Source organism: Vicinamibacterales bacterium (assembly GCA_036496585.1).
In the GTDB taxonomy this organism is placed as follows: domain Bacteria; phylum Acidobacteriota; class Vicinamibacteria; order Vicinamibacterales; family 2-12-FULL-66-21; genus JAICSD01.
Genome location: DASXLB010000004.1, coordinates 1 through 18,677 on the forward strand (window position 1 = coordinate 1; position 18,677 = coordinate 18,677).

Annotated in this window: 17 protein-coding genes; 14 read left to right on the plus strand and 3 right to left on the minus strand. The window is 69.4% G+C overall.

The features are described from left to right. On the minus strand, positions 1-1,305 hold a 1,305-nt coding region (locus VGI12_00565; GenBank protein HEY2431132.1), incomplete at its 3' end, for a S8 family serine peptidase. Between the two features lie 351 nt (positions 1,306-1,656). Between VGI12_00565 and VGI12_00570 the strand changes: the two genes are divergently transcribed. The 9 genes from VGI12_00570 to VGI12_00610 all read left to right on the plus strand — a co-directional run bounded on the left by VGI12_00570 (position 1,657) and on the right by VGI12_00610 (position 12,375). Continuing rightward, positions 1,657-3,381, plus strand: coding sequence for an ABC transporter substrate-binding protein (locus VGI12_00570; protein ID HEY2431133.1), 1,725 nt, complete (start codon positions 1,657-1,659; stop codon positions 3,379-3,381). A 16-nt stretch (positions 3,382-3,397) separates the two neighbouring features. Further along, positions 3,398-4,324: an ABC transporter permease gene (locus tag VGI12_00575; protein HEY2431134.1), complete on the plus strand. Its 927-nt coding sequence runs from the start codon at positions 3,398-3,400 to the stop codon at positions 4,322-4,324. Continuing rightward, entirely contained in the window at positions 4,317-5,252 is a 936-nt protein-coding gene (locus VGI12_00580) for an ABC transporter permease subunit (GenBank protein HEY2431135.1), read from the plus strand. The genes VGI12_00575 and VGI12_00580 overlap by 8 nt, the downstream gene beginning before the upstream one ends. A 419-nt stretch (positions 5,253-5,671) precedes the next feature. Then, positions 5,672-7,858 (plus strand): S8 family peptidase, encoded by a 2,187-nt coding sequence (locus VGI12_00585; protein ID HEY2431136.1) that lies wholly within the window; start codon positions 5,672-5,674, stop codon positions 7,856-7,858. Continuing rightward, positions 7,858-8,523: a GNAT family protein gene (locus VGI12_00590; protein HEY2431137.1), complete on the plus strand. Its 666-nt coding sequence runs from the start codon at positions 7,858-7,860 to the stop codon at positions 8,521-8,523. Before VGI12_00585 ends, VGI12_00590 begins: the two co-directional genes overlap by 1 nt. A gap of 120 nt (positions 8,524-8,643) precedes the next feature. Next, positions 8,644-9,534: a dihydrodipicolinate synthase family protein gene (locus tag VGI12_00595; GenBank protein HEY2431138.1), complete on the plus strand. Its 891-nt coding sequence runs from the start codon at positions 8,644-8,646 to the stop codon at positions 9,532-9,534. Continuing rightward, the gene (locus VGI12_00600) at positions 9,527-10,621 is read left to right on the plus strand and encodes an alanine--glyoxylate aminotransferase family protein (protein HEY2431139.1); all 1,095 of its coding nucleotides are present in this window, start codon (positions 9,527-9,529) and stop codon (positions 10,619-10,621) included. The genes VGI12_00595 and VGI12_00600 overlap by 8 nt, the downstream gene beginning before the upstream one ends. A 35-nt stretch (positions 10,622-10,656) precedes the next feature. Further along, complete coding sequence (gene mtgA / locus VGI12_00605; protein HEY2431140.1) at positions 10,657-11,445, plus strand: monofunctional biosynthetic peptidoglycan transglycosylase; 789 nt, start codon at positions 10,657-10,659, stop codon at positions 11,443-11,445. 120 nt (positions 11,446-11,565) lie between these two features. Further along, complete coding sequence (locus tag VGI12_00610; protein HEY2431141.1) at positions 11,566-12,375, plus strand: hypothetical protein; 810 nt, start codon at positions 11,566-11,568, stop codon at positions 12,373-12,375. Between the two features lie 154 nt (positions 12,376-12,529). Here VGI12_00610 and VGI12_00615 read toward each other — a convergent pair whose 3' ends face one another. After that, positions 12,530-12,940 (minus strand): type II toxin-antitoxin system VapC family toxin, encoded by a 411-nt coding sequence (locus VGI12_00615; protein HEY2431142.1) that lies wholly within the window; start codon positions 12,938-12,940, stop codon positions 12,530-12,532. Between the two features lie 387 nt (positions 12,941-13,327). Between VGI12_00615 and VGI12_00620 the strand changes: the two genes are divergently transcribed. Further along, on the plus strand, positions 13,328-14,128 hold the full coding sequence (locus VGI12_00620) for a class I SAM-dependent methyltransferase (protein HEY2431143.1): 801 nt from the start codon (positions 13,328-13,330) through the stop codon (positions 14,126-14,128). Between the two features lie 142 nt (positions 14,129-14,270). On the opposite strand, the gene VGI12_00625 is transcribed toward VGI12_00620, so the two are convergent. After that, positions 14,271-14,810, minus strand: coding sequence for a C40 family peptidase (locus tag VGI12_00625; protein ID HEY2431144.1), 540 nt, complete (start codon positions 14,808-14,810; stop codon positions 14,271-14,273). A 40-nt stretch (positions 14,811-14,850) separates the two neighbouring features. On the opposite strand from VGI12_00625, the gene VGI12_00630 reads away from it, so the two are divergent. The 4 genes from VGI12_00630 to VGI12_00645 are packed head-to-tail and all read left to right on the plus strand — an operon-like array spanning position 14,851 to position 18,647. Further along, on the plus strand, positions 14,851-15,399 hold the full coding sequence (locus VGI12_00630; protein ID HEY2431145.1) for an HNH endonuclease: 549 nt from the start codon (positions 14,851-14,853) through the stop codon (positions 15,397-15,399). A gap of 60 nt (positions 15,400-15,459) precedes the next feature. Then, the gene (locus VGI12_00635; protein ID HEY2431146.1) at positions 15,460-16,467 is read left to right on the plus strand and encodes a hypothetical protein; all 1,008 of its coding nucleotides are present in this window, start codon (positions 15,460-15,462) and stop codon (positions 16,465-16,467) included. Between the two features lie 36 nt (positions 16,468-16,503). Further along, positions 16,504-17,991 (plus strand): amino acid permease, encoded by a 1,488-nt coding sequence (locus VGI12_00640; protein HEY2431147.1) that lies wholly within the window; start codon positions 16,504-16,506, stop codon positions 17,989-17,991. Next, positions 17,988-18,647, plus strand: a complete 660-nt coding sequence (locus VGI12_00645; GenBank protein HEY2431148.1) for a M50 family metallopeptidase — start codon at positions 17,988-17,990, stop codon at positions 18,645-18,647. The genes VGI12_00640 and VGI12_00645 overlap by 4 nt, the downstream gene beginning before the upstream one ends. Positions 18,648-18,677: the final 30 nt, after the last annotated feature.

Genomic DNA, 18,677 nt, shown 5'->3' on the forward strand with positions numbered 1-18,677 from the left:
TTCAGTTGCGACCGTCGTGGAGCCGGTGAAGGTCCCCTCCACCAACTCGACCGCCGCGACGACGTTCAGGCTGCCGGCGCCTGCTTCGATCAGCCCCGCGCCGGCCACGCGCGACGCCGTCAACTGCAGCGCCGCTTTCACCTGCAGCGGCGTCAGCCACGGCCGCGCCGACAGCAGCAGCGCCGCCGCACCCGAGGCCACCGCCGCCGACATGCTCGTCCCGCTCAGCTCGATATACGCCGAGCCGCCGCGGCCCGGCACCACGTGCTCCGGATACGTCGTCGCCAGGTAGCTGCCCGCCGCCGCCGCCGCCACGATCTTGTTGCCCGGCGCCACCAGCTCCGGCTTCAGCACGCCGTCAAAGAGCGTCGGCCCGCGCGAGCTGTAGGTCGCCATCACGTCGTCGGACCGCTGCGGCGTCCCGACCGTGTTGAGCGCCCCCACCGTCAGCACCGACGGCGCGTTGCCCGGCGCGATGATGCCCCCCACCACCGGGCGGCCATCGTCTGTCTTCCCGAAATTCCCCGCCGCCGCCACCACCACGATGCCGGCCGCGACCGCACGCTCGGCCTCCTGGCAGAGCGGATCGTCCCGGTACGACTCGAACACCGGATGCCCGAGCGAAAGATTGATGACGCGGATGTTGTAGCGCCCGCGGTTCTGGATCGCCCACTCGATCGCCTCGATGACGACGTCGGTCTTGCCGGAGCCGTCCGCCCCGAGCACGCGCAGGTTGGCGATCCACGCGCCCGGCGCCATGCCGCCGTAGCCGTCGCGGCCGCTCTCGGCGACGATGCCGGCGACGTGCGTGCCGTGGCCGTACTCGTCGCGCCCGCTGCCCTTCGGATCCGTGAAGTCCTTCGACACGATGACCCGGTTCTGCAGCGCGCTGTGGGGCGCCACGCCCGAATCGATCACCGCCACCGTCACCCCGCGGCCGTCGCTCGCCGCCAGACCCGCCGCCCCTTCCCAGACCTGATCGGCACCGGTCGCCTCGCTCGTCTCCGCGCCCATCCGATAGACGATGGCGTTCCCCGCCACGTGCGGCACGTCGGGGTCCTGCGCGATCGCGTCGATCTGGCCGCCGGTCGCCTCGAGCACGGCGCCTCCCGGCAGCCGCTTCTTCAGACGCGCGCCGTAGCGCGCCACCAGCTGGTCGACAGTGGCGTCGTCGGCCGACACGATGATTTCGGCGGGCGCTTCGACGCGGCGGGCGATCCGATCCGCGATGTCACTCGAGAGCCGCGCGCGGCGTCCCGGCTGCGCATGCGCGGCAGGCGCGCCGGCGCAGACGAGCACAGTCACGACTACAGCACGAATTGACAGGCGACGGGCAGAGGTAGCATTCGGCATGGTGTGACCCCGTGAATGCTGCGCACAAAGGCACACGCCGTGCCAGAGCTGCACCGATACTTCAGTACTAACTACCGTTCATCTAGTGTCATGACACTGAGAGTCAGCAGAAGACAAGACGATCCATATCGAGGTAACTGCATCGAGGGCCTGCCGCGCGCGCTCGCCGCCCGCCGCGGGCCCGGTGGGCCAATGCATTGGCTTGCGCGCCTGTTTTTCCGGCTCGGGTAAGCGCTACCCTGCAGAATGCCTGTAAAACGGCCGATATTGAAGCGGCCAAGCGATTAGCCGATAGGGTCAAGAGTGGGCCGACAACTTCGTCACGTCATTGCGGTTTCTGCCGTTGGGCTGCTCGCGGCCTGCGGCGGGAAGGGCAGCGTGCCACCGGCCGGCGCCTCCGCCCCCTCACGCGGCGGCGTCCTGACCGCCTCGCTCCGCTCCGAGCCGCCGACGTTCAACCGGCTCGGGCCCGACGCCCAGCACGCCGCCGTCGACGCCGTGACCCGACTGACACAGGCCCCCCTCGTCCGGATCAACCGCCTCACCGATCAGCCCGAACCCTGGCTCGCCGAATCCTGGATCGTGTCGGATGACGGTCGGACCATGACCTTGACGCTCCGCGACGGCGTCACCTTCTCCGACGGCCAGCCGTTCACCTCGGAAGACGTCGTCTTCACGTTCCACGCGCTCTACGACCCGCGCTCGGCGAGCGCCCTCGCCAGCGGCGTCCAGGTGAATCGCGCGCCGCTCAGCGTCACGGCCCGGGACCGGCGGACCGTGGTGGTGACGATGGCGGCGCCGTTTGCGCCTGGCGTGGCGATGCTCGACAACGTGCCGATCTATCCGAAGCACCTGCTGCAGGCGGCGGTCGAGGCCGGCACCTTCGCCAAGGCGTGGGGCGTCGCGACCCCGCCGGCGGCGATCGCCGGTCTCGGGCCGTTCACGCTGGAGGCCTACTCGCCCGGACAGCGGCTCACCTTCGTGCGCAATCCGCACTACTGGCGCCGCGACGCCGCCGGCGTGCAGCTGCCGTATCTCGATCGCGTCATCCTCGACATCGTCAAGACGCAGGACGCCGAGATGCTGCGGCTGCAGGCGGGATCGATCGACCTGATGACGCAGGCGGATGTTCGCGCCGAGGACATCGCCGCGCTGCGGCGGCTGCGCGACCAGGGGAGCGTGCAGCTCGTCGAGCCGGGCGTGAGCGCCGATCCGAACATGCTCTGGTTCAACCTGACGCCCGGCGCGATCGCCGCCAACCAGAAGACGCGCCCCTACCTGGCGCGGACCGAGTTCCGCCAGGCGGTGTCGTACGCGGTGGATCGGCAGGCGATCGCGAACACGCTCTATCTCGGCGCGGCGGAGCCGGTCTACGGCCCGATCACGCCCGGGAACCGCACCTGGTACTCGCCGGCCGCGCCGGCCTATCCCGCCGATCCGGGGCGCGCGCGGACGCTGCTCGCCGGCCTCGGCCTGACCGACCGGGACGGCGACGGCATGCTCGAGGACGCGGCGGGGCGGCCCGTGCGCTTCTCGATCCTGTCGCAGGCCGGCCACGTGCGCGGGCAGGTGGCGACGATGATCCAGGGGCAGCTGAAGAAGGTCGGGATCACCGCCGACGTCGTGGAGCTCGATCCGCCGTCGATCTTCGACCGCTACGGCCGCGGCGACTACGACAGCATCTACTTCGGGTTCCAGACGAGCGCGCTCGATCCGGCGATGAACCTCGATTTCTGGCTGAGCTCCGGCAGCAACCACCTGTGGAACGCCGAGCAGAAGACGCCGGCGACGCCCTGGGAATCGCAGATCGACGCGCTGATGCAGCGCGTGGCGTCGCCGGCGCCGCTCGCCGAGCGGCAGCGGCTGTTCGCCGAGGTGCAGCGGATCTTCGGCGAGAGCCTGCCGGCGATCGCGTTCGTGGCGCCGAAGGTCACGGTGGCGATGAGCCGCCGGGTCGGCGGCGCCGAGCCGGCGATTCTCGATCCGAAGATTCTCTGGAATCCCGACGTCCTGTTCGTGCGTCCCTAGGGCGGATCGCCACCCGATGCCGTTCATCCGCTTTCTCGTGTGGCGCGCGGCCGGCGCGGCGCTGCTCGTGTTCGCCGTCAGCTCGGGTGCGGTGCTGCTGGCGCAGCTCGCGCCGGGCGACTACGCCGGCGTGCTCGGGCGCAACCAGGCGACCATCGCCGCCGAGCGGCAGCGGCTGGGGCTCGACCTGCCGCTGGCGCAGCAGTACGGACGCTGGCTGCGGCGCGCCGCGGCGCTCGATCTGGGCGTGTCGCTGCAGACCGAGCGCCCGGTCGGACCGCTCGTGCTCGAGCGCGCGCGCAACACCGCGGCGCTGGCGATCGTGGCCCTGGCGGTCGCCACCGCGATCGGCATCCCCTGCGGCGTCGTGACCGGCAGCCGCCGCGGCGGCGGGGCGCGGCTGCTCCGCGGCGCGTCGCTCGTGCTGCTCTCGACGCCGTCGCTCGTCACCTCGCTGCTGCTGCTGACGCTGGCGGCGGCCACCGGATGGCTGCCCGTCTCGGGGATGGACGGTCCGCGTCATTTCGTGGTCCCGACGCTCGCGCTGGCGCTGCCGGTGGCGGCCGCGCTCGAGCGGCTGCAGTCGCGCTCGCTCGCCGACGTGCTGGCGCGTCCCGCGTCGATGGCGGCGCGCGCCCGCGGCATTCCCGACGGCCGGATCGTCTGGCGCCACGCGTGGCGGCAATCGCTCGGGCCGGTGCTCGCCGTCTACGGGGTGATCGTCGGTTCGCTGTTCAGCGGATCGTTCGCGGTGGAGCTGGTGACGTCGTGGCCGGGGCTCGGCGATCTGATGCTCGGCGCGCTGATGGCCCGCGACACGAACCTGGTGGCGGGCTGCGCCGCCGCGGGGGCGGCGTTCGTCGCGGCCGGCGTGTTCGCCGCCGAGGTCGCGCACGTGCTGGTCGACCCGCGGCTGACGCTGTCGCGAGCCGGGCATGTCTAGGTGGCGCGCGGCGCTGCTGGCCGGTACCGCGCTCGTGGTGCTCGCCGGGCCGGCGCTGGCGCCCTACGACCCGGCGCGCGGCTTCGACGGCTACCCGTACGCCCCGCCGATGCGGCCGCACCTCGTCGACGACGACGGCCGCTGGCACCGGCCGTTTGCGTACCCGGTCCGCGTCGTCGATCCGCTCGAACGGCGGTATGCCGAGGATCGATCGCGCCGGATCGGCTTCGCGGCGGCGGACCCGTGGTTCCTCCTCGGCGCCGACGGCTTCGGGCGCGACGTGCTCTCGCGGCTGCTGGCCGGTGCGCGTCTGTCGCTCGGCGTGGCCGCGCTCGCCGGCGCCCTGGCGCTGCTGCTCGGCGCGGCGCTCGGGTCCGCCGCCGCCTACGCCGGGGGATGGGTCGACGCGGCGCTGATGCGGGCCGCGGATTTCACGCTGGTGCTGCCGGCGATCTACGTCGTGCTGGCGCTGCGGGGCGTGCTGCCGCTGGTGCTGGGCACGCGCGAGGTCTTCACGGTGCTGAGCGGCGTGCTGGCGCTGATCGGCTGGCCGGCGATCGCGCGCGGTGTACGCGGAATTCTCGTCGTGGAGGGCAGGGCCGAGTACGCAGAAGCGGCACGCGCGCTTGGCGCGACGCCGGCGCGGGTGATCTGGCGGCATCTGCTGCCGGCGACGCGCAGCTTCCTGGGGGTGCAGCTGGCCATCCTGGTGCCGGCGTTCGTGATGGCGGAGGCGACGCTATCCTTTGCCGGATTTGGATTTGCGCCGCCGGCGCCGAGCTGGGGCGCGATGCTGCGGGACGCCGCGCACGTCGGCGTCGCGGTCGACGCGCCGTGGCTGCTCGCCCCCGGCGCGGCCCTGCTGTTGACGGTCTTCGTGATCCACGCCATGGCCGGGGACGAGGTGTCGTCGGGCCCTGGTTTCTGATCTGTTATCCCATTACGAATCAGTAAGTTGACTCGGGTCTTGCCGCTGTTCCATCCCGACACGTGTGTTCCGATCCTGCACAAGATTCCGTAAGCTGAAGTCCCGCCGCACGTTAGCTCCAGATTCGCTGCCGATCCTCAACTTCGGTGTTCCGAAACGGCGCAACCGCGCTCGGAGGCATCGGTACATACGATTCAGGTCGATCGATATAACACTCTTATTTGCATGTATTTACGAGTGCAAAACGAAGCCCGTCCGTTGTGGCCCCCCCCTTGCTAAATCGAAGTCCGAACTCGTAGCTTTCGATCCGAGCGAGGACAACCATGAAGTGGGTGAAGCCGGCGGGGCCCCAGACGGGTCGGGGCGACAAAGCGGTGTGGGGCTAAGCGCCTCGCGAGCAACTGGAGAGGATTGGAATCGTGATTGATTCACGCAAGTTCGTCGCAGGCGCGATTACCGCGTTCTGCATTTTCGCCCTGGCGGGAACAGCCGACGCCGGGAACCAGGGACGCGCGCGGCGCTCCCCGGATCCCAAGTCGGTGCTCACCGGCCAGGACACCCCCGATTACGGCCGACGCAAGTCCGGGGACCATCCCAAGCTCGATCGCAAGCTGAATGATCGGGCCTCGCAGGGCGGGTCCAATCGCAGCCGGGCGATCGTCGTGCTGGCCCCGGGCTGCTCGGTCGATGACCTCGTCACCAAGCTTGGCGGCAAGAACGGGCCGCGCTTCGGCGTGGTCAGCGCACAGCTGGTCGAGCTGCCGAACGCGCAGCTCCGCAAGCTTGCCGACAACCCGTGCGTGGCCTCGATCCACCACGATCGCCCGACCGGCGGCGTGCTCAACTACGCCGCGATCGTCGAAGGCGCGCGCGCCGTGCAGACGCAGCTCGGTTACGACGGCGCCGGCATCGGCGTCGCGGTGATCGATTCGGGCGTCGCCACCTGGCACGACGACCTGACCTACCAGGGGCACAATTCCCTGGTCAAGGTGGTCGGCGGCCAGCGCGTGGTCAAGTTCGTCGATTTCGTGAACGGGCGCACCACCCCCTACGACGACAACGGCCACGGCACGCACGTGACCGGCATCATCGCCGGCAACGGCTACGACACGCTCGGCGCACGCGCCGGCATCGCGCCCGCGGCCAACATCGTCAGTCTGAAGGTGCTCGACGCGAACGCGAACGGCACGATCAGCGGGGCGATCGCGGCGCTCGACTGGGTGCTGGCGAACCGCACCACCTACAACATCCGCGTCGTGAACCTCTCGGTCGGCGCGATGGTGACCGAGTCGTACATGACGGATCCGCTGACGCTGGCGGCCAAGCGCCTCGTCGACGCGGGCATCGTCGTGGTGACGGCGGCCGGCAACCTCGGGAAGAACCCGGTGAGCGGCAAGGCGCAGTACGGCGCCATCACGTCGCCGGGCAACGCGCCCTGGGTGCTGACGGTCGGCGCCTACAGCCACATGGGCACGCTGACCCGTACCGACGACCAGTACGCCGACTTCAGCTCGCGCGGCCCGACGGCCCGCGATTTCCTGGCCAAGCCCGACGTGCTCGCGACCGGCGTGGGCATCGCGTCGCTCTCGGCTCCGGGCAGCACGCTCTTCCTCAGCAAGGCCGCCTATCTGCTGGGCGGGCTGCTGTCGACGGCGAACAAGCCCTACCTGAGCCTGACCGGCACCAGCATGGCGGCGCCGATCGTCACCGGCTCGGTCGCGCTGATGCTGCAGGCGAACCCGAAGCTGACGCCGAACCTGGTCAAGGCGATCATCGAGTACACGTCGCAGGACTACCACTACGACACGCTGACGCAGGGCGCCGGCTTCCTCAACACCAAGGGGGCGGTCGACCTGGCCCGTTACCTGACGGCGCCGAGGAGCGGCACCCGCTACCCGTACAACTCGGACTGGTCGAAGACCATCGTCTGGGGCAACCGCAAGCTGCGCCGTGGGGTGATCAAGCCCGAGGGCAGCGCCTGGGCGGCCAGCACGGTGTGGGGTTCGAGCACGACGTCGGAAGCCGACAACATCGTGTGGGGCACCGCCTGCAGCACGCGCGAGTGCGACAACATCGTCTGGGGAACCGCCCAGATGGATGCCGACAACATCGTCTGGGGCACCTTCTCCCGTGAAGGCGACAACATCGTCTGGGGCACGGCGAGCGGCGAGGCCGACAACATCGTGTGGGGCACGTCGAGCGGCACCGCGGCCAACGTGGTGTGGGGCACGACCTGCGGCGCCTCCGACTGCTCGAACATCGTCTGGGGCACCAGCATGCGCGAGATCGACAACATCGTCTGGGGCACGGCGATGGAAGCCGACAACATCGTGTGGGGCACCTCCACCGGCGAAGTCGACAACATCGTGTGGGGCACCGCGAGCGAGGCCGACAACGTGACCTGGGGCTGCTCGGGCGAGGACGCGCCGCCGTTCGACGATCCGAATACGCCGACCGTGTTCGACGGCGTGCTGGATATCGACGGCGCCTTCGGGACGCAGGGTGGGGACGTGCCGGTCAGCACGACGACCTTGACCGACCCGCTGGTGGCCACGACGGCGACGATCACCTCAACCACCAGCTCGTTGCTCGGAGGAGGCCTCTAATGGAGAAGATGCCCTTCCACGAGGCACAGTCGATGACGAACCTCCAGGCCGTGATTGCCGCCAGCCGCTCGGATGTGACGACGTCGGACTGGAGGCACGCGCTTCCGGTGCTGACCGGGTCGCTGGTGACGCTCCGCGAGCTGCGGCTTTCGGACGCGCCCTCGCTCCTGGCGATGCTCTCGAGCGAGGAGGTGGCGCGCTTCATCTCGCCGCCGCCGACGACAATCGACGGGTTCGAGCGCTTCATCGCCTGGACCCACCGCGAGCGCGCGGCCGGCAACTACGCCTGCTTCGCGGTCGTACCGCACGGGATGGATACCGCGATCGGGATCTTCCAGGTGCGTCAGCTCGAGCCCGGCTTCGGCACCGCCGAGTGGGGCTTCGCGATCGGATCGGCGTTCTGGGGCTCCGGCATGTTCGTCGACGGTGCCCGGATGGTCATCGACTTCGCGTTCGAGACCATCAAGACACACCGCCTCGAGGCGCGTGCCGCGATCCTGAACGGCCGCGGCAACGGCGCGCTGCGGAAGATCGGCGCGATGCAGGAAGGCATCCTGCGCAAGTCGTTCCTCCGCAACGGCGAGTACCTCGATCAGGCGCTGTGGACCATCCTCGACGACGACTGGAGGGCGCAGCGCACGGTCTGGGGGCCGCGCGTCCACTGAGATCCGCCTGACGGCGGACGTTTCGACACCCTGCGAACGGGTCGAAAGGGGCGCGGTCGACGAGACCGCGCCCCTTTTGCCGTGTGCGTCCCGGCGGCGTCTCGTGGTACGTTCAGCAACGTGAATCTGCGCTCCCTGTTCGTGCCGATGCCGACGCCGTTTCGCGGCGGCGAGGTGGACGCCGCGGCGATCGGCGGCAACGTCCGGCACTGGATGGCGTCGGGCCTCGGCGGGATCGTCGCGCTCGGGACCAACGGCGAGGCGGCGCTGCTCGACGAGGACGAAGGCGTGCGCGTCGTCGAGGCGGCGCGCCGGGAGATCCCCGCCGATCGCGTCCTCGTCGCCGGCGCCGGCCACGAATCGACCCGCGCCACGATCACGGCCGCGAAGCGGCTGGCGGCGGCGGGCGCCGATGCCGTGCTCGTCAAGACGCCGTACACCTATCGTGCCCATGTCTCCGCCGCCGGACTCATCGCGCACTACCGCGCGGTAGCCGACGCGAGCAGGGTGCCGGTGCTGCTCTACAACTTTCCCGCGTCGACGGGCGTCAACCTCTCGCCCGACACGGTCGCTGCTCTGGCCGCGCATCCCAACATCGCCGGGATGAAGGAGACCAGCACCGACGGCGCGCAGTTCGCCGACCTGTCCGCGGCCGTGCCCGCCGATTTCACCGTCCTCTGCGGCGCGGCGCCGGGCGTCTACGCGGCGCTCTGCGCCGGGGCGACTGGGGCGATCGTCGCGATTGCGGCGATCATGCCGGCGCTCTGCCTCGAGCTGCTGGCGCGGGTGCGCAGCCACGAATACGACAAGGCGCTGGCGATCCAGCACCAGATCACACCGCTCGCGCGGGCCGTCACGACCACCCACGGCATCCCCGGCCTGAAGGCCGCGCTCGACATCGCCGGCCTGCGCGGCGGCGAGCCGCGGCCGCCGCTGATGCCGCTCGCCGATGAGGCGAGAGAAAGGATCCGGACGCTCTTCCATGCCGCCACCACACTCCACCATGTCTGATCGCCTGCTGCTCGGCCCCGGGCCGAGCCCCGTCGCGCCGCGCGTCATGCGCGCGATGACCGCGCCCGTGCTCAGCCATCTCGACCCCGCGATGATGGCGATCCTCGACGACGTGCGCGCCCGGCTGGGCCGCGTGTTCCACGCCGCCGACGGCGCGTTCTCGTTCGCCGTGTCGGGCACCGGCACCGCCGGGATGGAGACCGCGATCGCCGCGCTGACGCGCCCGGGCACGCGCGGCGTCGCCGTCGTCAACGGCTATTTCGGCGATCGCCTCGCGCAGATGCTGCAGCGCTATGGCGCGGACGTGACCCGCGTCGAAGGGGAATGGGGGCGGGCTGTCGATCCCGCCCAGCTCGAGAAAGGACTCGCCGCCGGGGCCGATGTGGTGACGATGGTGCATGCCGAGACGTCGACCGGCGTGCTGAACCCGGTCGGCGAGATGTGCCGGCTGGCTGCGGCGCGCGGGGCCCGCACGATCGTCGACTGCGTGACCTCGCTCGGCGCGATGCCGGTCGACGCCGCGGGCTGGGGCGCCGACGCGATTTACAGCTGCACACAAAAGGGCCTCGGCGCGCCATCCGGAATGGCGCCGGTGACCTTCGCGGCGCCGCTGCTGTCGGCGCTCGACGCCGCCGGCGCCGACCGCCGCGGTCGATCGTTCTACTTCGATCTCGGCCTGCTGCGCGACTACTGGATCGGCCGCAAGTACCATCACACGATCAGCGCGCCGCTGGTCTACGCGCTCCAGGAGGCGCTCGTCACCGTCGAGGAAGAAGGGCTCGAGCCGCGGTGGCAGCGCCATCGCGACACCCACGAGGCGTTCGTCGCGGCGCTCGCCGGGATCGGCCTCGAGTTGCTGCCGCCGGAGGGCGAGCGGCTGTGGTCGTTGAATGCCGTCCGGGTACCGGCGGGCGTTGACGAGGCGGCGGTCCGCGCGGCGCTGCTGACGGACCACGGCATCGAGATCGGCGCCGGGCTCGGCCCCCTGGCGGGCCGGATCTGGCGCGTCGGTCTCATGGGATCCGGTTCGACCAGGGAGAACGTTTCACGGCTCGTCAGCGCGCTCGCCGGACTCGTCCGGCGTTAGCCGTCGCGGGTCGCGCGGTCGCGGCGGCGCTCGCCGTGGGCTTCGCCTACGCGGCCTACCTGTACCTGACGCTGCCCGACGTGCGTCCGCTGCGCGCGCAAAACCCGACCGACACCGCTTTCATGCGCGTGCGCGAGTCGGCGGCGCACGCCCAGGGAAAGCCTGTTGCCAAGGACCAGCGGTGGGTGACGTATGCGCGCATCTCTCCGCAGCTCAAACGTGCGGTGATCGCCACCGAAGACAGCGCCTACTGGCAGCACGACGGCGTCGACTACGATCAGCTCCGCGACGCGGTCGAGACCGACTGGGAGCACGGCGAATTCGCGCGCGGCGCCAGCACGATCACGCAACAGCTCGCCAAGAACCTGTACCTGACGCCTGACAAGAACCCGCTCCGCAAGCTGAAGGAGCTGCTCATCACGCGCCGCCTGGAAGTCGAGCTGTCGAAGCAGCGCATTCTCGAGATCTATCTCAACGTGATCGAATGGGGAGACGGCGTGTGGGGGGCGGAAGCCGCGGCACGCCGCTACTTCCACACTTCTGCCGCGGAGCTGACCGCACCGGAGGCGGCGCTGCTGGCCGGCGCCATCGCCAATCCGCATCTGATGGACCCCGGGCATCCCTCCGCCAGGCTGCGGCGGCGCCAGCAGATGATCATGCGGCGCATGGGCGCGGTGACGCCGCCCCCCGTTGTCGCCAGCCCGGCCGTTCCGGCGCTTCCCGAGGGGCCGGTCGTGCCGGCACTCCCGAGTCTGCCGGATGCCGGCGCCCCGACGGTGCTGCCAGGCTCACCCGAAAGGATTAGAATCGGAGCTGGACTGTAAACCGCTTCTGCTGTTCACCTTGACACCAATCCGTCCCCCTTCGTATATTCTCAGCGTTCCCGTTTCCTAGCAACGCACGGCAGGTCCCGGCGGGGTGGTCCCCGTCAGGCGTGTCTCACGATGATTAACTACACACAGCGCATACGGCGCTTGATGCAGGACGTCGTGTCGCGTACTCCCGCGCTGTCGTTCATCGACTTGCGGGAAGTCCTGGTGTTCGGCCGGTTCGGACGGACCGGCGCCGACGGGGCGTTCGCGACCTGCCACTGCCTCACGCTGCCGGAAACGGAGCCGGGCTACTACTTCTGGAAGGACCGCGACACCGGCGAGCTGACGCGCCGATCGGAATGGTTCGTCACCAAGACGCCCGAGGTGACGGTCGCGGGGCGGCGCATCAAGTACCTCATCTCGTTCGTGCTGCCGCGTTTCTGTGCGCAGACGCTCGCCCGTTCGTGGAAGGCCGAGCTCTACGAGCCTCAGCTGCGAGGCGCCAGCTGGGTCGCCAAGCTCGACACGATCGTGCACGAGCTCTACCACATCGATCCGGCGTCGACGGGGATCCGGCAGTTCGCGCACGCCGACGCCACCCGCGCCACGCGGACCCACGCGCCGCAGTTCTACGAGGACGTGGCGGCGATGACGCGCGCGTATCTGTCGAGCGATCCCGATCCGTCGTTCACCGATTTCCTGCGATGGGATTTCAGCGAACTGCAGGCGCGCTACGGCGGCGTGACGGCCACCACCTTCAGCAACTTTCCGTCCTTCCCGCAGCGTTATATGTCGCCGTGCACGGCGCTGCCGGTCGACACGGCGGCCGGCGTGAAGGTGGAACCGGTCAAGCGGCTGATGCAGCCGTCGCTCTACACCGAGCGCGATCTCAAGCTGCGGCAGTTCACGAGCGGGGCGGCCATGCGTCTTCTCTCCGCGTAGGATCGGGTTTCAGCCCAAGGATCGCGAACGCGCCTCGCGAGTGCGAGCGTGTGCAGGGGAGTCCTTTCGAGGCCGTTCGGGCTGCGCGTCGGAGCGGTTCACGCAGCTCGAATGGAGGTGCCCGGCCGCGGATGTGCTCTGACGCTGCTCCGGACTAGATCGAGACGACCCGGAGCAAATCCGAGAGCCCGGCGAAGTCATCCGGATTCCGCGTGTACAAGGGGAGATCAGCCGCGACTGCCGTCGCAGCAATCAAGAGGTCCACCACCCGGCGGCCACGTGCCTTGCGTCCGGCCGCCACGACGGCAGCGTAGACGCGGCCGTACGCGCGGGCCACGCTCGCGTCGACTGGCAGCGGCTCGAACGTGGCCTCCGCTCGTTGAAGCCGGTCCTGGCGCTTTGCACGTTCCGCGGAATCGGAGGTTGCGTGGGTGCCCGCCGCGAGTTCCGCCAGTGTGATCGCCGAGATCGCGACTTCCACAGGCAACTGGTCCAGATCGATCCCTGGCAAGTCGATGACGACCGACGTGTCAATCAAGCCGCGTGGCGGGCGTGCCTCAACCACGGGGCGTCGTATCCTGATCAATCACCGCGTCGACTTCCTTCCGAAAGCGTACACGGGCTATGCGTGGCGCTCCGACGAAGGCGGCCAGTACGGCGTCGGACGGCACGAAGACGCGCTGACGGAGCGGACTCAACTCCCCGACCGGGACACCATTGCGTGTGACGATGAACGCCCGTCCCTTGTCCAGGTCGCGCATTATGCGCCCGCTTTCGTTGCGGAGTTCTCGCTGGGTGATCCGCCGAGGCATTTTCGACGGTAGTGTAGCACACGCGCTACACGCGGAGACGAGCGGCAGCCGCGTGGGGTGCTCGGCGGCAGTTCGTCGGAGGCCGGTATACTGGCCCGGTTTTCTTGGCCTCATTCAGAAAACAGCCAAGCGGGGGGCACGTGAGCTTCTCGATAGAGCGGCAAAGCATGAAAGAGAATCGGACTCTCAATTACGGCGTGGATGCCCCGGTGGCGGTGCGCAACATGCTCATCGTCGGGGCGCTGGGGATCATCTCGCTGATCGCGCGGCTGCTGGGCGTGTGGTCCCGCCAGGATGCCATCGCGGTGATCGCCCGGCCGTTGATGGTGGGCGGCCTGAGCTGCGGCGCGATGGCGTTGTGGATGATTTACGACAGCAAGATCGGGAAGATACGCGAGCGGGACACATATCTCGACAAGATCAACTGGAACGGACACGAGCGCGTGCTGGATGTGGGGTGCGGGCTGGGATTGTTTCTCATCGGCGCGGCCAAACGGCTCTCGACCGGCCGTGCCGTCGGCATCGACAAATGGCAGCAGGAAGATCTCAGCGGCAACAACGCAGCGGGCACGTTACGCAACGCGATGATCGAAGGTGTCGCCGATAAAGTCGAAGTGCACACCGGCGATGCGCGAAAACTTCCCTTCCCTGATGCCAGCTTCGACGTGGTGCTCTCGAGCAACGCGCTGCACAACATTTACAACGCGGGCGAGCGGCAGACCGCCGTGCGCGAAATCGCGCGCGTGTTGGCGCCTGGCGGGCGCGTGCTCATTGTCGACGTGCGGCACACGTCGAAATACGCCGCCACTTTGCGCGACGCAGGGCTGACGGATGCGCGCTGCGTGCAAGGCGTGTTCTCGTATCTGCTGACGCTGATCACGTTCGGCTCGGTGCGATGGGGCTACGTGATCGGCAGCAGGGTGATCGGCAGCAAATCGTGATGCGGTCGAGACGTCGCCACACGACGGCAACTTTGCTTCTCGGTCAGGGCGTGCAAACGAAACTCACCAGAAGTCAGCCTTCCTGCTTGTTCTTCTGAGCCTCCGCCATCAGCCGCGCGATGGTCAGCAAAGTAGATCGGATCTAGATCACGCGTCGCGCTCCGACGTAGCGCGGCGCCCAGTAGGTGCCGTTCAGCCGCTCGACGCGGACTTCACCGGTGCTGCTCGGGGCATGCACGAACTCGTCGCCGCCGAGCGCGATGCCGACGTGCGAGGCGCCGGGGGTGACGGTCGTGAAGAACACCAGATCGCCGGGCTGCAGCTCGCCGCGCCCGACCTCCTCTCCCGCGCGGAACTGCTCGCGCACGTTGCGGGGCACCTTCACGCCGTGCTGCGCGAACACGTACTGCACGAAGCCGCTGCAGTCGAAGCCGGAGGGATCGGTGCCCCCATCGCGATACGGCGTGCCGCGCAGGCTCAGCGCGGTGCCGGTGATCTCGTAGGCACTCCCGCGCGCCGGTAAAGGCGAGGCGGCCGCCGCCGGCGCCGGCGCCGGCGCACGAACGCCGGCGGTCGTCCCGCCCGGCGTCGGAAACGGCCGGGGTGTCGCGCCGCTCGACGCGCACGCGCCCGACAGGACTGCAATCGGGATCACGATCGCGTAATGACGCAGGCAGCTCATCCCGGCTATCCGCATTATCGGCTAGAATGTCACAGGGTTTATGGAGCAAACGCTCCTGCTGAACGCCACTTACGAGCCGCTCAAGGTCGTCCACTGGCAGAAGGCGATGACGCTCTGGTGCCAGGGGAAGGTCGAGGTCATTTCCTCGTACGATCGCGAAGTCCGCTCGGTCCGCTTCTCGTTCAAGCTGCCGTCGGTCATCCGCCTGCTCCGCTACATCAAGATCAAGCGGCACGTCGATTATGTGCCGTTTTCCCGGGCCAACATCTACGCCCGCGACGATCACCGGTGCCAGTACTGCGCCGAGGCGTTTCCGACCGCGGACTTGACCTTCGATCATGTGGTGCCGGTCGCCCAGGGCGGCCGTAAAGACTGGGAGAACATCGTCACCTGCTGCATCCCCTGCAACCGCCGCAAGGGCGGACGCACTCCCGATCAGGCCGGCATGCACCTCATCCGCGTCCCCAGGCGACCCGACAAGGCGCCGGCGATCCGCATCACGATCGGGCTCCGCAACGCGCCCGAGTCGTGGCGCGACTATTTCTACTGGAACGTCGAGCTCGAGCGCGACGACGCCGGCGACGCGTGATCGCCGGACGCCCGTCCGGCGACGCCCGGCGGGCGGGCCACATGCTCCAATGACGACACCATGGGACGTCTGACGGCGGTGCGCCCGTTGTGGGCGCTCGAAGGCGGCCACCTCACGCTCGAGGGGGAAGGATTCCCGGTCGAGCCGCTCCTGCCGCACGTGCGTGTCGGGACCCACCAGGCGCGGCTCGCTGCCGCGTCCCCGACATCGCTCACCGTCATGGTGCCGCAGGGGCTGGAAGGCGGCCCGACGGCGATCCGCATCGACGAACTGCCGGGGGAGACCGCGTTCGTCGACATCGGCGCGCCGCTCGTCACCGGTGTCCATCACGTCGACAGCCCCGTCTACGATCGTCACGGCAATCTCTACGTCACCTTCAGCGGATCGCGCGGGCAGGAGGCGCCCGTCGCCATCTTCGTGGTCCGTCCGGACGGCAGCCGCGAACCGTTCGTCTCGGACCTCGCCAACCCGACCTCGCTCGCCTTCGATCGCGACGGCGTGCTCTTCGTCTCGAGCCGCTTCGACGGCTGCGTCTACCGCGTGTCGTCCGACGGGAAGCCCTCGCTCTTCGCCAGCGATCTCGGCGTCGCCACCGGCCTGGCGTTCGGCTCGGACGGCCGGCTCTACGTCGGCGATCGGTCCGGCTCGATTCTCCGCATCGACGAGGCCGGGCAGGCGGCGCTGGTGGCGACGCTGCCGCCGAGCGTCGCGGCCTTCCACCTGGCGTTCGGGCCCGACGGCGATCTCTACGTCACCGCCCCGACGCTCGCCACCACCGACGTCGTCTACCGCGTGTCGATGGAGGGCACGGTCTCGGTGCTGTGCGGCGGCTTCGGACGTCCGCAGGGACTTGCCTTCGACGGCGCCGGCAACCTGTTCGTCGTCGACGCGCTGGCCGGATCGAGCGGCCTGTATCGCATCCGTCCGAACGCGCCGGAGGCGCCGGAGCTGGTGCTCGCGGGCGGGCCGCTCATCGGCATCGCGTTCGATCCGCATGGCGGCATCGCGCTGGCGGCGAGCGAGGTCGTCTACAAGCTGACGGTCGGCCAGCACGGGCCGTTGCCGTAAGGCCCGCCGGGGCGTCTCGCCTATAATCCTCGCCCGATGACGCAACTGTTCCAGACCAAGCCGATCGGCGAGCTGCTGGCGGGGGGCGATCAGTCGCTCAAGCGCGTGATGGGCGCCGGCGACCTGATCATGCTGGCGATCGGCGCGGTGATCGGCGCCGGCATCTTCGGCGCGATCGGCACGGCGGCGGCGGGGCAGGTCGGCCCCGACGGCGTGATCATCCGCTTCGGCGCCGGCCCGGCGCTGGTCTTCTCGTTCGTCCTCCTCGGCGCGGCCTGCGCGCTCGCGGCACTCTGCTACGCCGAACTCGCCTCGATGATCCCGCAGGCGGGCAGCGCCTACGCCTATTCCTACGCCACGCTGGGCGAGCTGGTCGCCTGGATCATCGGCTGGGACCTGATTCTCGAGTACGCGGTCGGCAACGTCGCGGTGGCGATTTCCTGGGGCGACTACTTCAACACGCTGCTGCGCGGCTTCGGCCTCAGCCTGCCGGCGTGGCTGACGACCGGCTACCGCGCGGCGCTGCTCAGCGCCGACCCGCAGATTCACGGCCTGCTGCAGTCGGCGCCGCACGTCGCCGGCATTCCCATCCTGATCAACCTGCCGGCGTGCTCGATCGTGATGCTGATCACGGCGCTGCTGCTGCAGGGGGTGAAGGAGAGCGTCACCGTCAACAACGTGATGGTCGTGATCAAGCTGCTGGCGCTCGGACTCTTCATGGCGGTCGGGGTGACGCACCTGCACGCCGCCAACTACCACCCGTTTGCGCCCAACGGCTTCACCGGTATCCACCAGGGGGCGGCGATCGTCTTCTTCGCCTATATCGGCTTCGACGCGATTTCGACCGCCGCCGAAGAAACGAAGAACCCGCAGCGCAACCTGCCGATCGGCATTCTCGGCGGTCTGGCGATCTGCACGGTGATCTACGTGGCGGTCGGCGCGGTGCTCACCGGCATGGTGCCCTACAAGGAGCTCGCGGTGGCCGATCCGCTGGCCAGGGCGCTGGAGCTCGCGGGCTTCTCGGCGGTCGGCTGGATCGTCGCGCTCGGGGCCGCCGTGTCGATGTCGGCGGTGCTGTTGGTCTTCCAATACGGGCAGCCGCGCATCTTCTTCGCGATGGCGCGCGACGGCCTGCTGCCGCAGAGTTTTGCGAAGCTCCATCCGGTCACGAAGATTCCGTACGCGACGACGCTGTTCACCGGGATTTTCGTGGCCAGCTGGTCGATGATCGGCGACGCCGGCGAGACCTACGACCTGACCAACATCGGCACGCTCTTCGCCTTCATGCTGGTCAGCATCGGCGTGCTCGTGCTGCGCCACACCGACCCCGATCGGCCGCGGCCCTTCCGGGTGCCGTTCGTCTGGGCGGTCAGCCTCCTCTCGTCGGCCGGCTGCATCTTCATCATGTACGGCCTGCCGCGGCAGGCCTGGGAGCGGTTCGGCTACTGGCTGGTGATCGGGCTCGTGCTGTATTTCGCCTACGGCTTCCGCCACAGCCGGATCCGCAGCGAACGGTCTCGTTGACGACGCGGCTCTGGTGCGCGGCGGCGCTCTGCCTCGTCGTCAGCCTGACGCCGTGGGGGCCGCTCCTCCTCTATCCCTTCACGCTGTTCACGACCTGGGTGCACGAGTCGGGACACGCGGCGGCGGCAGTGCTGCTCGGCGGCCGTGTCGCGTCGATCACCATTCAGCCCGATACGAGCGGCCTGACGCGCAGCCTGATGCCGGCGTCGACGCTCGCGCAGGCACTCGTCGCCTCCGCCGGCTATCTGACCGCCAGCATCGTCGGCTGTCTGCTGCTCGTGGCGTCGCGCGACGATCGACGCACGAAGAGCATCCTCTGGACGATCGGCGCGCTGATGCTGATCACGATCGTGCTGTGGATCCGCAACCTGTTCGGCGCGGTCGTCGTCGCCGGCTGGGCGCTCGCGCTGTTCGGGCTGGCGGGGAAGCGCGCGACGCGCGGCGTCGCCGGCTTCGCGATGAGCGTCCTCGCGATCCAGGTGTCGCTGAACGCGGTGTTCGACATCCGGACGCTGTTCCTGGTGCGCGGCGCCTCCGACGCGGCGACGATGCAGCGGCTGACGGGCGCGCCGGCGTGGTGGTGGGCGGCGGTGTGGATGGCGGCGAGCCTCGCGCTGCTGGCCGCGACGCTGCGCGCGACCCGCAGCGGACGATAACGCCGTCCATCTCTCCCGAACGCGGCGCGC